A 14,288-nucleotide genomic window follows, 5' to 3' on the forward strand; every position below is an offset into this window, starting at 1 on the left:
CTTCACCCACGACACGCCACGTCCAAGTCGGGTCAGACGTACGAGCCCGAAGTGCTCGTAAAGATGCGAGTCTGGATAGGCTCCGCCCTTGCTTCGTGCAGGCTAGCTGCTGCTGAGCAATGATCTCACCACACTTCTGCAGGGGCGTAGATCGTCTCGCCGAAGCCGGAAGACTTGACCGCCTGATGCTTGCAACCCCTTGATCTAAACGCAGTCTACCTCATTCGAACAGACGAGGACAGTAGGCCATGCTGCCTCTACCGTGGGTGGTCCTTCTGTCAAACTCGTGCGGGAGAAATTATCGTAGGTTGTGCGGAAATTGAAGCAACATGCAAACACTGTTGCAGTTCATACACTCGCATCCCGTAGGGGGGACATTCTCGAAGGACGATTGGGGTAACAACGATTTTCTCGGTGTTACCGCAAGAATTTACAAACCCCATTCGGTGATATCCCGCCAGGATGACAACAACGATGGGATATTCATCGTAAAATCGGGTTGGGCCCTCCTTTACCGCGGACTACTGGACGGAGAACGCCAGATCATCGACACTCCTCTGCGGGGGGACATTGTCGGTTTCCGTTCCGTGGACGGACCCCGTTTAGCGTCCCTGGCGTCCATAACCGAACTAGCTGTTTATGAAATTTCCAGCAAGAAACTGATAGAGGCCATCTTGTCGGAAGGCCGCCTTGGGAAGACCATCGCCTGCTCCCTAGCCCGCCTGAACGCCATCCTTGCCGAACATCTCATGAATGCCGGGCGGCGGAACGCGATGAGCCGCACCGCCCATTTCCTGCTCGAGTTGGAGGAGAGGCTCTCGATCGTTGGCCTGTCGGCCCATGGAAGATATGAGTGTCCCCTTACCCAGCACGAATTGGCCGACATCCTCGGAATGACCACCGTTCACCTCAATCGGACGTTGAGGGAACTCCGCAAGGCCGATCTCGTCGCTTTCAAGGCAGGCCATGTAGAGGTGATCAACCGCAAGAAGCTGGTCAAGACAGCCGGATTTGACAGCGAGTACCTCAGGTAAAGGTTATTCCCTCTAGCTCGGGTTCAACCGTCTCGCGAACTTTCGCGTCGCCGCCTGCGGCGCGGTGCTGGGCGCCAGCGCGTAGGCCATCAGCAAAATTTCTGCTGGAAGACGACAGTGCGCCGTCGCTTGAGCAGTTCCAGACGATGCTTAGTGCGCGGCTTACCTGGCGGGCCCGCAATCTATCTTGACGAGGGCAGCGGCAAAGGCCCGATTATCATGACCGACGGCACCATGGCCTATCGCATGAGGAGAACGTGCTGCCGAAATGCGTGTAAGCTGCCCATAAACTGCGGCAGATACAGCCAGGTGTTCTTGGACCTAAAGCGCTTGGCCACGGATGCCACGAACTGCGCCCTGGTCATGCCAATATCCACCTTCAGGATTTCTCGTCCACAATCGCGAAGAACTACCGATCCTCCCTCGAATGGCTGCTGGGCTTGGGGTTTGGCTGAGCGGTCCCATCCTGAGAATGGCATCATCGCCTACCCGGTTAGTCAACCTCGCAGAGCTATCCCACTCCTTGGCATTCCTTAAGCGGTCGGGAAGCATTCCAACGGTTGGCACATGGCCAAAGAGATTGAACCTGACCGGACCCGCGCGTCACGATCGAACTCGCGGGAGCTTCAAGGCGGGGTGACGCGGTCTCAACACATGCCTCAGGCGACCGTCGACGCGAAATTTTCTAAAAATTAACTTATGTTAGAGAACGCTTATAAATAGACGATAGGCTGCACAAGCTGTTCTCGGCTAGGGGCGAAGAACTGCTGAAGACTGCTGGGTGAGCCTCACGCTTTCACAAGGGCTGGGTGTTCGATCACAAGCGCATTCAAACACAGGGCAGCGTATTCAAGCTTTCAGATTGCGAAGAATGAGGGGTGTTTTGGCAGCCGCAACGCTGCTTGTGCGAAAAGATTGGGGATTGACATGGGTTCCACAGCAGGACGGCGTAAACACACGGCCAATCGGTCAGGAGTGCTGTCCAGCGGAACGGAAAGTGTCCACGGCCAAGGAGGCAGGGGATGCCTCCTCATCCTGGACGGAAGGGCTCTAGGCCGCGAGTGTCTCGCATCGGCTCTCGCGGACCACGAACTCGGCATGGAGATCGCCGCCATGGGTTCGATCGATGAATGGCGCGTGAAGAAGGGCTCGGCACCTCCCCTTGCAGCCATACTCTTCAACCTTGGCGGCCGGAAGGTCACCGATCATGGCATCGCAGACGAGATTAGGCATATTTCGTCCGAATTCAAATCAGTCCCTGTGGTTATCCTGGCCGACACCGAAGACCTTGCACACATACTGACCGCTCTCGAATGCGGCGCACGCGGCTACATTCCGACCTCGGTCGAAATCGATGTCTGTGTCGAGGCTATCAACCTTGCGGCAGCGGGAGGCATCTTCGTCCCGGCGAGCAGTGTCCTTTGCATGCGCCACCTGATAGGTTCGGGCAGCCGCGACACGCAGCCTTTGACAGGCATGTTCACGCTCAGGCAGGCCGAGGTCGCCCAAGCGCTCCGGCGCGGAAAGGCGAACAAGATCATCGCCTACGAACTGAACTTGCGCGAAAGCACCGTGAAGGTCCACATCCGAAATATCATGAAGAAGCTGAAGGCGACCAACCGCACGGAAGTCGCCTACAAAGTCAACGATCTCTTCGCGAAAGGAACTCCTGCTGAAGCGTATCCCAAGCAATAAGACGGCCAGCCCTCGGGTGAATCCCGGCGGGCCGTCTTAGTGAAAGTCGGGGGATCTCCGTTGCAGTGAATGGCATCCGGGAGCGGCCCGAGATACAGCGGCCCCCCGCCCCGGTCGGTTCGTTGCCCCGAGCTTTCTGATAATATGCTGTAGGGGATTTTGGCGGGGTGCTCCGAAGCGCCCGGCTTCGTCGCGATGATCTTGTTCTGCAGTCCTCTGGAAAGCTGTTCCAAGGGGGCGGTGTCAGAGGCAGTGGTCCGCATGCGGCCGCAGAAGCTCTCGGCGCTCGACCCGACGGCAAGCCGGCGTAGACATACCGTCCCGTGTTCCTGCATGATAGCGGCCGCCGACGGTGACTGGCGGTGATGAGCACGACCTCACTTCGGTTGCGGACCAATAAGGTGACGGCCGTCTGACAAACGGGTCTAGGTGCCGCCGAAGGGCTTCGCTGGGACCCGCACAGGGCGGCACGCAAAGCCAAGAAGATTCCAGCCAACAGGAAACTGGCCTGGAGGACGACCGCTTGAAAAGGGAAATGCGCGACTTCCGCCAGCTCGGAAGCTGACCGGGATTCGGGTTAACTTCCTGCCGCTGAATCCGCCGATCCATCTGCAGTGTCAGGGAAAGTGTGTCTGGCCACCCATCTTATGGCTTCTTCGATCGTATCGAAATTCTTGTGCTGCCCGCTCAGCAGCCCGAAGCCTGTCTCAAGGAACCATTTGCCCTTCGTGGAGTAGGCTTCCTCGTCGATCTGAGTAAGGACCGCGACCAGTTGGTCCCATTTCCACACCAGAACCCCGGATTCTCCGCCCTCGACCGTTCCGATCCGGGCTTTCTTGAACGAAAATCCATGAGCAATTTTTGCTTCGCCCACTTTGATGAATCCCTCAACTTCAAAATGGATAGTAAGAACGGTCGGCCCGAATGGCCAGTTCTGTACTGTCTTTCCTTGTAGATGTCTTTTGGCCGGACCGCTGTAGACGAATAGTTAGCAGATCGCCCGATGAGTTCAAGGCCCACTCCATTTTTCGATGGTCGCCCCGCACGTTTTTTGCGAGAGAATGTGTGCAAACTGCTAAAGAATTTTGGCCTTTCGGAGCGTGAAGCCTCGGCGAAATGCTGGGGTGCCCGGCATTCCATCCAGCGCAACCTCGCAAGCCCAGCGAGTGTCTGGCGATCGAACCAGTCCTTGGAGCGCTGCGTTCCGAAGTGCTTGTCGAGGCGCTCGATCTTGCGTTCCAGCACGTCGGCCGTGAGCGGCACGTAGGCATAGGGCTGGCAAAGGTCGCCGTCCCATTTCGGGGCGGCATTCGAGCACCAGATGATCGCGGAAGACGTTCCAGGTCAGTTGGTTGACCTCCCGCTGGTCCTGATGGGCGTCGAACCTGGCCTGGGTTAACACCACGTCGCGATGAACCCGTGATCTTACATGCGTCAGCCACTGCTTTATCGATCGGCTGTGGGCGGGGAAGTAGCTGTCTTCGAAATCCGCGACGGCAATCATAAAAGGCCGGGTGGTGGTCCCGTTGGCGGGGTCCACCTGAGCGCCCCATTGCGATCAGTCTCTACTGCACCCTCCTTACGCTACCATCGCCGGGGGTGATTTGAACCTACGCGTTCTTGATCGCGGAACCTCGTATCAGGGCGTAGCTTTGGAAAGTGCGTCGTAGAAAGGTGTGGTTGCGGGGACCTGAGACCATCTCCAAATTGCGGTTTTCAGCATCGGGATCTAATGTACTGGGTAGCTGGTCGCATCGTTCGACCGGGGTCTTCTTCGTGCGGCAGCATAATGCAGCGTACAGGTCACCAGCCCGAAGGACGATATGTCAAGACGCGGAGGCGGTCACATCGGATGAGTGTTCTTGAGAAGGTGGTACTCCTTTTGTGCTTCAAGTAGCTCTTGCGGATGGGGAGAAGGCTGAGTTGCCGTCTTTTCGGTCCCTGACGGGCGATTGCCAGGAGCGGAAGTGAGCATACCATGGTTCATCGCCCAAACTGCAGCCTGGGTACGGTTGCCGACCCGAATCTTTCGAAGGATAGCCTTCACGTGCACCTTCACCGTCGCTTCGGCGATGTTAATCTTGCGCGCGATTGTTTTGTTAGACTCCCCTCCGATCAAGCAACGTATAATACACTCTTCTCGAGTTGACAACATTGATGGTTCTCGATCAGCGTTCTCCATTGTAACATCCACATTTGTAAACTCATGTACCGCATCATATTTCAGACCATGTCTTATGTCCTGAATAAACGTCGAAGTTTCTGCAGGTAGAACCGTCTGACCTAGCATAACCAATTCGAGAGCTTTGATGAAGGTGTCGTGAGCGGCTACTTTTGTCAAATACGCGTCAGCCCCCGCACGAAGGGCTGAAACTATATCGTTCGGTCGACAGTGATCGGCTAGCGCAACGACATGGCTGGTCGGATAGATCCCTTTAAAATCTGCAATTTGTGCGAATCCAGCATCCGCATCAGTACCGTCGACATCCATGATGAGCAAGATGGACCGGTGCTGGGGTATCGGCTTCTGCAGAAGGTCGTGAACACAAGCCGCAGAGAAAAGAATGCGAAACTTTGCTGCATCCAAAATTAGAACGAGGCCCTCTCGGAGTAACTCGCTTGGGCTGACAAGCACTGTTATAAAAGACTTTGTGGTCATCAAGGATTTCGCTGTCATCGTAGCCTCCCCTGACGCGATTGAGGTACGCGCGTCTCGCAAAGCGCTCCTCGCATAGTTTCTTTTTGACCATGTTACCTTACGCTAGGAAAACCCTAGACAAGAACACCCTCTTTAGGCGTAGGGTAGCTTCGTCGAGGGCTACCCCGGATTCTCAAGCCTGAGGCCTTGGTGAGGGGTGCGAGCCCTGGCTTTCAGCCGCTCCGGGCGGCAGCCGGCACCATCGTGGCGCCGGATGCGCGGGCCGCGAGAGTTGCCGGACTTGGTCTCCCGTGGGGCGTGGGTGGTGCCGCCGGTCTGGCGCGGGGCGGCGCGGCGTGTCAGGCGGGAGAACCGCGGGCCCAGGGGGCCGCGCCGCGACCAGCCGCCATTTTGGGATGAGGGCGCAGGCCGAGGAGAAGGTGATCTTGACGCGGCGCGCGCTGATCCTGACCAGCGCCCGAGCTTCACCAGCTTGAGGAGCAACGTGCCACAGCTGGCATGGCGACTGGGTGTGGGCCAGGGCGATGCGGCGCAGCGCGCACAACAGCACGGATACCTTCCGGGCATCGAAAATAGGCGATGGTCTGCCGAGCCGCTCCTTGCGTTGCACCTGCGGTGAGCAATAGAGGAGTTGCCTGGCGCGGCCCCTGGGGCGGCCCATATCGGGGGCAGCGCTGCCGGGGGAAGTCCTATGGCAGGGGCCGGAATTCGAGCCTGGTGAGATCCGGCGAGACAAATGATGGGGCGGGCCAGTTCTGCTATTGCTAGCTCGATAGGTGCCGAGATTGACGGCTTCGTCGGGGCCGCCTCTTCATTCATCAGGCGAGTCAAGCCGTCGATCAGGTCATCGACGTAGCAGAATGATCGGCTTTGCGACTTGGAGCCGGAGATCGTGATCGGCTCGTTCTCCAGGGCCTAGATGACGAAGTTGGAGACGGCCCAGCCATTCTGCGACTGCATGTTGGGGCTGAAGGCGGTCCGAGACGCTGCGTCGGACTACTATTTCCGGCTCTCGTTGCGTTCGATCGCCTTGGTCCCGTTTGCCTTCAAAGAGGTTCTCCTTCAGCGCAGCAATCTGCTCATTGGACGAGTTCGCCGGAGGGGGTGTTTATCCGGAAGGAGTGCCTACAAAGGGATAGTTGTGCCGCTGGCGGTGAAGGGTCACGATAAGACAGAGCCTTCCTCGTCGACCGATGCCCGCCAGTTCGGGACGGGCTGGCCACCACTGAAAGTGAAAGCCACGCGCCATGGCCATGGATGCAAAATACAATTCCGAGCCCGTCACTCCCTCGTCACAGGCGGCCCGCCGCAGGGGAATGAAGACCGTCCTGCTTGTCTTGGGGGTCTCCGGGGTCGCCGTCCTGGGAGCGGGAGCGGTCAGAAACTGGCGGCCCATCGAGGCTGCCTCCGGAGCCGTGGCGCAGAAGGTCGAGGCTGCCTCCGGAACCGTGAGACGGAAGGTCGAGGATACCTCCGGAGCCGTAATGGAGAAGGTCGAAGATGCCTCCGCAGCCATGGTGCAGAAGGTCGAGGCTGCCTCCGCAGCCGTGGCGCAGAAGGTCGAGGCTGTCTCCGCAGCCGTGGCGCAGAAGGTCGAGGCTGTCTCCGGAACCGTGGTGCAGAAGGTCGAGGATGTCTCTGGAACCGTGGTGCAGAAGGTCGAGGATGTCTCCGGAACCGTGGTGCAGGGGGTCCAGGATGTCTCCGGAGCCGTGGTGCAGAAGGTGTCTGCTGCTATCGATAGCTGGCAAGAACAACCGGTTCAAGCCATGCCCGAATCCTCCCGTGCGATCGTGTCGGGACCGGATGCGTCGGCCGCGACGTTCGTCGAACGGAGCGCCGTCCCTGCGGTCCCCACTAGTGCCGAGCCCCCCAAAATCCTCAGCACGGGACCGGATGCATCGGCCGCGGCGTTGGTCGAGCGGACCGTCGTCCCTGCCGTCCCCACCAGTGCCGAGCGCCCCAAAACCCTCTGCACGGCGCCAGGCATACCAACCGGAGCCCTGTTCGGCGTCGGCGACCGCCTCAAGGTCGCATTCTACGAGCGCGTCGACGTCGAGGAAGACAAGTGGGGGGGCGCGTCCTCGGCCTTGCACGGCATCCTGCAGCGTCCGGAACTGAGCGGCGAATATATTGTCCAAGAGGACGGCACGATTTCCCTGCCCTTGCTTGGCTCCATTCCGGTCGCCAACCGGTCAACACAACAGGTACAGGCCGACCTGGTGGAAACCTTCGATCAACTACTGGGCCGCAAGGGGCTGGTCAACATCCTGCCGCTGGAGCGCCCGCCCATTTACGTGCTGGGGCCGGTCAAGAATCCAGGCTCGTTCAAGTACGCGCCCGGCATGACGATCCTGCACGCGATCGCGCTGGCCGGCGGACTCGACCGGGCCGAGAGCGAGCCGTGGCAGAAGATCGAAGCCGTGCGTGAGACCCAGAAGCGGAGCGGGGCGATCGATGCCTTGTTGAAATTGCTCGCGCGCGCGGCAGTGCTGAAGGCCGAGCGCGACGGTACAGCACCCACTATCCCGCGCCAGTTGCTTGAACTGGCCGGCGCGACCGAAGCGGCTAACCTGGTCAACGAGCAGAGCGACCGGCGCAAGGCCGTCGCCACGGCCCACAGGGATCGCGAGCGCGCGAACCTGCGTGCGCTGGAGGCGGCCAGGCAGGATGTTGTCGCTTATGGGCGCATGGAGTCGCTCGACAAACTCGTCAAGCTGCGCCAGGAGCGCGTCAACAGCATGCGCACGCTCGTGGACCGCAAAGTTCTCAGCATGACGGTGATGGATCAGATCCAGAGTGAGTTGTCCGACGCGGAACAGCGTCGGCAGGACGCCCTCAACCAATACGCGAGCGCCAAGCAGCGCCTCGCTTCGCTGGAGTCTGAGGTCTTGCGGACCCGGGCCGACCTCAGGAACGATCTGGAGGTCGAGATCGAGACCATCGAGAGCCAGATCGCGGCCAATATGCGCGAGTTGAACGCCAGCGAAGGCGTCCTGTACACGTTGCCGGTGACCCGCGTCCAGTTTGCTAAGGACGCGAACAGCGCAACGTATCAAATCGTGCGGCAATCGGCAGCCGGGCCGGTCAGCATTGACTCTGTCGGGATGACCCTGTTGCAGCCAGGCGACCTCGTCAACATCATCGTGGGCGAAAACGAGCCAAGAGAGCCGGCCGGTTCGCCCGTCCCGACCTCGTCGCCGACCAGCGAGAGCTTGCCGGCCGCGTCCAACCGCAACGATGTCGAGCTTTCCCGCGTGGTGAGGGAGTAGAGGATCGGTTTGATGCCCGGCAAGAGGATTGGTCTGCATGGCCGGTCTCCATGGATGAACTCGTCGGGACGAAGTGGGAAGCGCGAAACGACCACTCGCCGACAGCTTGAACGCTTCAGGAACGAGCATGTCCGCCTCCGCTCAGGAGTTCGGATCATTGGCAAGGTGCAGTGAGATGACATCCAACGGGACACAGGTGCCCATCAAGCGGGATTGGTCAAAGATTTCGGAATTTTGTCACGACCGGCGCGCACGCTCGAGCGGATATTTGCGCTAGCGTCTACACTTCCGGCGCTCCCAAATCTTCGCTTCCAGCGACATGAAGTCTTCACCGAACAGGAAAACCCCGAGTGCTCCATGGACGAACAGCAGCTCGCAGCGAGGATACTCCTGGCATTCCCGCCGCAAGGCGCAAAGGATCAGGAAGATGGCTGTATGTCAGGACCTCTTGATGTCTCAGCCATCGGTGCGGAACCCTATCGTGTGGCTTCAGTAGAACAAGCCATGCGCCAAGATACTGTCATCGACGTTACCGTGGAGGCCTTGCCGGACATCGCGAGACTCGAGACCGTTTGGAGGGAGCTCGAAGCGCGAGCAACTCACTCGTTCTATCTGTCCTGGCTCTGGATCGGAACTTGGCTGCGGCATCTGCCGGGGGGCGCGCAACCACATGTTCTAATCGCTCGGACGTCAAGCAGGATCGTTGGATTGGCGATTATTTGCCGGCGGAGGGCGTGGAGTTTCGGGCGGCATGCGCGGGCGCGTTGGCTGCTCAATGAAACTGGAGATGTTCGTTTCGATCGATTGTTCATCGAGTACAATGATATTCTTGCGGAGCGATCCCTGGCCGATGCCACTCGAGTGGCATGCGTCGAGGCCTTGGCGCATCACTTGCGCCACTCTGACCAACTGGTGCTCTCCGGAATTGAACCGGAGTTCGAGTTGGCCGCTTGTCGCACCGCGGGCCGGGCCGGGTTCCTTACCGAGGTGAAAGCAGAAGATACGGCACGGTGGATCGATTTCGCCAAAGTCCGCCAGAAAGGCGGAAATTACCGCGCCACATTGGGCCGCAATACTCGGCAGGCGGTAAGCCGTGCCATGCGGTTATATGCGGAACGCGGCCCCATTGCGTTCCGGACTATGGAAATGACATCGGAGGCGCTCGCCGCGTTTGATTTGCTCGCCGAGCTTCATCAGGCGCGGTGGGGACGCAAGGGGGCTTTTGCCAATCCGAGCTTCCGTCGATTTCACGAGGAGCTCATTGCACGCGGAGCTCCCACCGGGACCGTCCGCATCTCACGGACGTTGGCTGGGGACCAGACAATTGGGATCCTGTACAATTTCGTGCATGACGGCCGTGTTTACAACTACCAAAGCGGCTTTCTGTATGAGCGCGACGGCCGGCTCAAGCCCGGGCTTATCAGCCATGTTCTGGCTATTGAGGACAGCATCGGACGCGGGGAATGCGGCTACGATTTTCTGGCAGGCTTCTCCGGGCACAAGTCCCACCTGGCCAATGCGGAGCATCCCATGAAGTGGATCGCAATAGGCAGAGACAATCCGGAGCGCCGCATCGAGGCAAAGCTGCGCGGTGCCAAGCGGGTGCTGGGGCGCATTGTTGCCCGGATGAAACAAGCCGCGGCTTGAGGCGTCGGCCAAAAAAGGACCCGCCACTCAATGTCAAGTATTGGTAGCAGGTTCTTGGATATGTGGTCGGCGGGTGCGGGCCTTCGGCAGGCGAGGATCAACAGGAGGTGCGCTTTGTATACGATGTGCGATGTGACCATTGTCGGTGCTGGCCCCTATGGACTGTCGGTAGCCGCACACTTGCGCGGACTGGGCATTGACTGCCGGATAATCGGCAGCCCCATGGAGAGCTGGAAAAGCAAGATGCCGAAAGGCATGCTGCTCAAGTCAGCTGGGTTCGCATCAAACCTTTCTGATCCCGAGCATGCTTTTACTCTTCGGCAATTCTGCATCGAGCACGGCAGTCCTTATGACCATTTGGATCTTCCAATTCCGCTGGAAACATTCTCCGCGTACGGGTTGGCGTTCCAAAAACGCTGCGTGCCGGACGTGGAAGACGAGGAACTCGTTTCCTTGGTTCCGGCTCCAGAAGGATTCGATCTTCGCATGAAGAGCGGGCTATCCTTCAGGACGCGCAAGGTGGTGATCGCAACAGGCCTGACCTATTTCCGCCATATCCCCGAGCTGTTCTCCCGACTGCCCACCGATAAGCTTTCGCATGCCGCTGACGTTCACGACCTCCAAAGATTCGGGGGGCAGCGGGTTGCGGTACTCGGAAGCGGAGCATCCGCAATTGATATAGCGGTGCTCTTGAACGAAGCGCGGGTCGACGTTCAGCTTATCTCGCGCAAGCCGGCCATCATTTACAGTGGTCGGTGGGGAGGCTCAGGCTCGCACCCCGGGCTACGCCGCCTGGCACGTCCCGTTTCTGGAATCGGCCCGGGTTGGAGACATCGACTGTTCGCGGACTGGCCTTGGCTGTTTCGGTATTTTCCCGAGTACTATCGACTTGAAATGGCAGAAAAGTTTCCCTCGCCGTCCGGAGGGGAGTCAATGAAAGATCGGGCAGCAACCATTCCTTTGCTTGTGGGACGCTCGCCGCGGGAGGTGAGATTATCAGAGCACGGAGTACAATTGAAACTACTCTCCATGGACGGCAACGCTCACGTCGTCGAGGCAGATCATGTAATCGCGGCGACGGGATATAAGGCCGACGTGCGTCGTTTTCCTTTCTTAAGCTCTTCAGTTGTCGAACAGCTGCGTCTTGTCGGAAAAACTCCCAGGCTGTCCACGAATTTCGAGTCGTCCATCCCGGGATTGTATTTCGTCGGGCATGTATCGACTACGACGTTTGGACCGGTCATGCGTTTCGTGTTTGGCACCGGCTTCACCTCTCGCACGATATCAAGGCACCTAGCGAGCCTGCGGCCTAGGCCGTGGCGAGCGGGGCAGCATCGGCCCACTGTGCCGACAACTTCAGCCGGAAATGTGGACGCTCGCCTTGAACCAATCAAGGGAAGTCAGTCTTCTCGCTAGGATTGGGGCTATCATGCCTAGTCACGTGATAAATCCGCGGCAACACACTCTAGCAGCCGATGGCGCACCGACACCCGTGGTCTTAGGAGGAGGAATAAACGGCCTGTCCGCTGTACGCAGCTTGGCTCAAGCGGGACTGCGGCCGATTGTAGTAGTTGAGACAAGGTATGATGTGTCAGCTGTATCGCGGTATGCCCAAAGAGTTATTGTTTCGACATTTAACGGCGAAGAATTCGTGGAGGAACTAGTTAGATTGCGAGAAGTAATGCCTCAGAAAGGTGTGATAATATTTGCCGATGACCGTCCACTTTTGACTGTGTCACGGTACCGTGACCGTGTAGCTCCCTGGTTCAGCTTCCAACTCCCACTCCACGAACTGCTGGTCGACTTAACGCTGAAGGAGCCATTTTTTCGTTTGGCCGAGCGCGGTGGCTTTCCGGTGCCAAGAACCCTCTTGGCGCAGAACCATGGTGACTTGATTGGCCTGCGTGACCTTCGGCCTCCGTTGTGCGTGAAGCCAAACAGCCGTTCCCCGGCGTATGATGGCTCGTTCAAGAAGGCCTATCGCATCGAAACCCAAGCCGATGCTCGGTTGCTCTGCGAGCGAGTGCTGGACGCGGTGGGGGAGGTGATTGTTCAGGAGTGGATTGAGGGGTCGAATGACTCCATCTACTTTTGCCTGTGCTATCTGCGCCCGGGTGCTTCGGTCGCCTTTACAGGCCGCAAAGGCCGTTCCTGGCCACCTCAAATCGGCGTAACCGCTAGTTGCTGGGCGGCGCCGGAAGTCGCCGAGGAATTGGAGGATCTGACAATCCGTTTCTTCCGATCAATCGGTTTGACGAACGGGTTCGCCAGCATGGAATTCAAGCGCGACCAGCGTGACGGTGTATTTCGATTTGTTGAGCCAACCGTTGGCCGGATCGATGGGCAGGTGGAGATCTCCGCCCTTTGTGGCGTCAATCTCTGTCATGTCGGCTATTGCGACGCCGCCGGGCAGCCACACCCACCATTAGAGCTTGATCCGACGCACGTCTGGCGCGATGAATTCAGGGATTTCATCTCGGCCCGGCTCCTTGGCGCCGGCTGTTTCTATCCGCCGAGTCATCGGATTCACAACGCCTACTGGCGCTGGGACGATCCAGGTCCGGCGCTACTGGAGTCAGCCAAAGCCGCGAAAGAAACGCTGCGCCGTGTGATCTGGCGCGCTATCAAAACTGAACCGATTTCAACATACCGAAAAGAACAATCAGAGTTTAGGTGCTGATTGGCTCAGCGTTATCCCGACTCGCCGGTCAACAAAGAGGCGATCCGCAAGAGCGCTCAAACGTAGGCATCTGCCGAAGGCCGCGGATAGTTCGTTGCACGCGCGGCACGACGGCCCGCCAAAGTGCTCGACGCCGACGAATCCGATCGCGATGGCCCGCAGGCTCGCCGCTGCCAACTACAACTTCGGCCAGCTCCTGCGTTGGCTCGCAGAGCTTTTACGTGCTTTGATCCGGACGTTCGTCAAGACCGGCGCAGCTCGGCAACTCGCTTGAATCAGAGCTCAAGCGCTTTCTTCAGAGACGACTATCGCTGCGCGCCCTTGTAGTAGGCAATGATGTCCTTCGGTTTCATTGCACGCTCCGAACGGCGGCCAAGAAAATAGACTGCGCTCGCGCCGTCGGCTGCATATCCCGGCTGGGAGAGTCTTTCGAAATGACGAAGCCAGAACAGCCCCGTGGCCGCCATCGTGCCGATCTTATAACTCCCAAAAAGAGAGCCGACGAAGTAGCGGATGGACCAGAGCATCACAATCGCGGGGCCACGCGTAATGCCGCCGTCGATCTCGTCAAAATGGCGGAACAGCCAACGATGTCCGCTTGGGGTGAAACGGGTGAAATCGTAGGCCCCCTCGTGGACTTGCTGCATGAAGGGCGTCTCTGCATAGACCACCCCGTCCGCGACTAAAACACGATGAATCTCGGCGACGACCTGCTCGGGCGTTAGAACATGCTCCAGGACGGCTTGGACCCAAACGCCGTGGATCGCACCCGAGGCCAACGGAAGCTGATGCCCATCCGCGATGATCAAGGTGAGGTCGGATTTGTAAATATCCGTTCCGATTAAGCTAAGATCGCGGTCTCGATAAAGCGCTTCCGCGTCGCTGCCGATTGTGCCGCCTCCGATGACCAGGATGGTGGGATGGGCATCAAGGTGCTTCGCCTCGGCGATGAAGCGGTCGGCATTCGCGGCGGTCGGGCCGGCGGATCGCCAGAAGAAGCCGTGGATCTTCTGGAGAAAGCCCGCGCTGCGTTCCTTGTAAGAGCTACCCCCGGTAAGTTGCACCTCCTCCCGGCACAGGACGGAGTTGTCGAAGTCAACCAGTACAGGAATGCCGTCGAGAGCCGGAAATCCAGCTTGCGACATTTCGCAATCGGCGGCCTGGCATACGAAGGCTCGTGCTGGCGCACCCGCCTGAACAACCGCAATGCCGGATTTACAGCGCGGGCAGCGCAATAGCCCATGGGGGAGTAACTTGGCTGTCGAGTCCACCTTGCCTCCAGTTGCTAGCAAGTGCTGGCG

The 14,288-nt window shown here is 58.8% G+C and carries 9 protein-coding genes; 6 read left to right on the top strand and 3 right to left on the bottom strand.

Translation table 11 applies throughout. The features are described 5' to 3' along the window. Nucleotides 1-329 precede the first annotated feature (329 nt). Together NKH91_RS29620 and NKH91_RS29625 are read left to right on the top strand one after the other, a co-directional pair. Nucleotides 330-1,034 (top strand): Crp/Fnr family transcriptional regulator, encoded by a 705-nt coding sequence (locus tag NKH91_RS29620; protein ID WP_352496223.1) that lies wholly within the window; start codon nt 330-332, stop codon nt 1,032-1,034. A 927-nt stretch (nt 1,035-1,961) separates the two neighbouring features. After that, complete coding sequence (locus NKH91_RS29625; RefSeq protein ID WP_352592144.1) at nt 1,962-2,729, top strand: LuxR C-terminal-related transcriptional regulator; 768 nt, start codon at nt 1,962-1,964, stop codon at nt 2,727-2,729. Nucleotides 2,730-3,306: 577 nt separating this feature from the next. Here NKH91_RS29625 and NKH91_RS29630 read toward each other — a convergent pair. After that, nucleotides 3,307-3,603, bottom strand: coding sequence for a hypothetical protein (locus tag NKH91_RS29630; RefSeq protein WP_352549117.1), 297 nt, complete (start codon nt 3,601-3,603; stop codon nt 3,307-3,309). Nucleotides 3,604-4,572: 969 nt separating this feature from the next. After that, nucleotides 4,573-5,406 (bottom strand): LuxR C-terminal-related transcriptional regulator, encoded by an 834-nt coding sequence (locus tag NKH91_RS29640; protein WP_352885258.1) that lies wholly within the window; start codon nt 5,404-5,406, stop codon nt 4,573-4,575. 1,466 nt (nt 5,407-6,872) lie between these two features. On the opposite strand from NKH91_RS29640, the gene NKH91_RS29650 reads away from it, so the two are divergent. From NKH91_RS29650 to NKH91_RS29665, 4 genes are all read left to right on the top strand, one after another. Beyond that, nucleotides 6,873-8,660 carry a polysaccharide biosynthesis/export family protein gene (locus NKH91_RS29650; RefSeq protein WP_352885256.1) on the top strand — a complete coding sequence of 596 codons (1,788 nt, stop codon included), beginning with the start codon at nt 6,873-6,875 and terminating at the stop codon, nt 8,658-8,660. 357 nt (nt 8,661-9,017) lie between these two features. Further along, on the top strand, nt 9,018-10,307 hold the full coding sequence (locus tag NKH91_RS29655) for a GNAT family N-acetyltransferase (protein ID WP_352885254.1): 1,290 nt from the start codon (nt 9,018-9,020) through the stop codon (nt 10,305-10,307). A gap of 123 nt (nt 10,308-10,430) precedes the next feature. Further along, on the top strand, nt 10,431-11,723 hold the full coding sequence (locus tag NKH91_RS29660) for an NAD(P)-binding domain-containing protein (protein WP_352717768.1): 1,293 nt from the start codon (nt 10,431-10,433) through the stop codon (nt 11,721-11,723). 265 nt (nt 11,724-11,988) lie between these two features. Further along, entirely contained in the window at nt 11,989-12,987 is a 999-nt protein-coding gene (locus NKH91_RS29665) for a carboxylate--amine ligase (RefSeq protein ID WP_352549109.1), read from the top strand. 305 nt (nt 12,988-13,292) lie between these two features. Here the strand turns inward: NKH91_RS29665 and NKH91_RS29670 are convergent, their stop codons facing one another. Then, nucleotides 13,293-14,258, bottom strand: a complete 966-nt coding sequence (locus tag NKH91_RS29670; protein WP_352549107.1) for a methyltransferase domain-containing protein — start codon at nt 14,256-14,258, stop codon at nt 13,293-13,295. Nucleotides 14,259-14,288 lie beyond the last annotated feature (30 nt).

The sequence above is a fragment of the Mesorhizobium sp. M0894 genome (genome assembly GCF_040319725.1).
Taxonomy (GTDB): domain Bacteria; phylum Pseudomonadota; class Alphaproteobacteria; order Rhizobiales; family Rhizobiaceae; genus Mesorhizobium.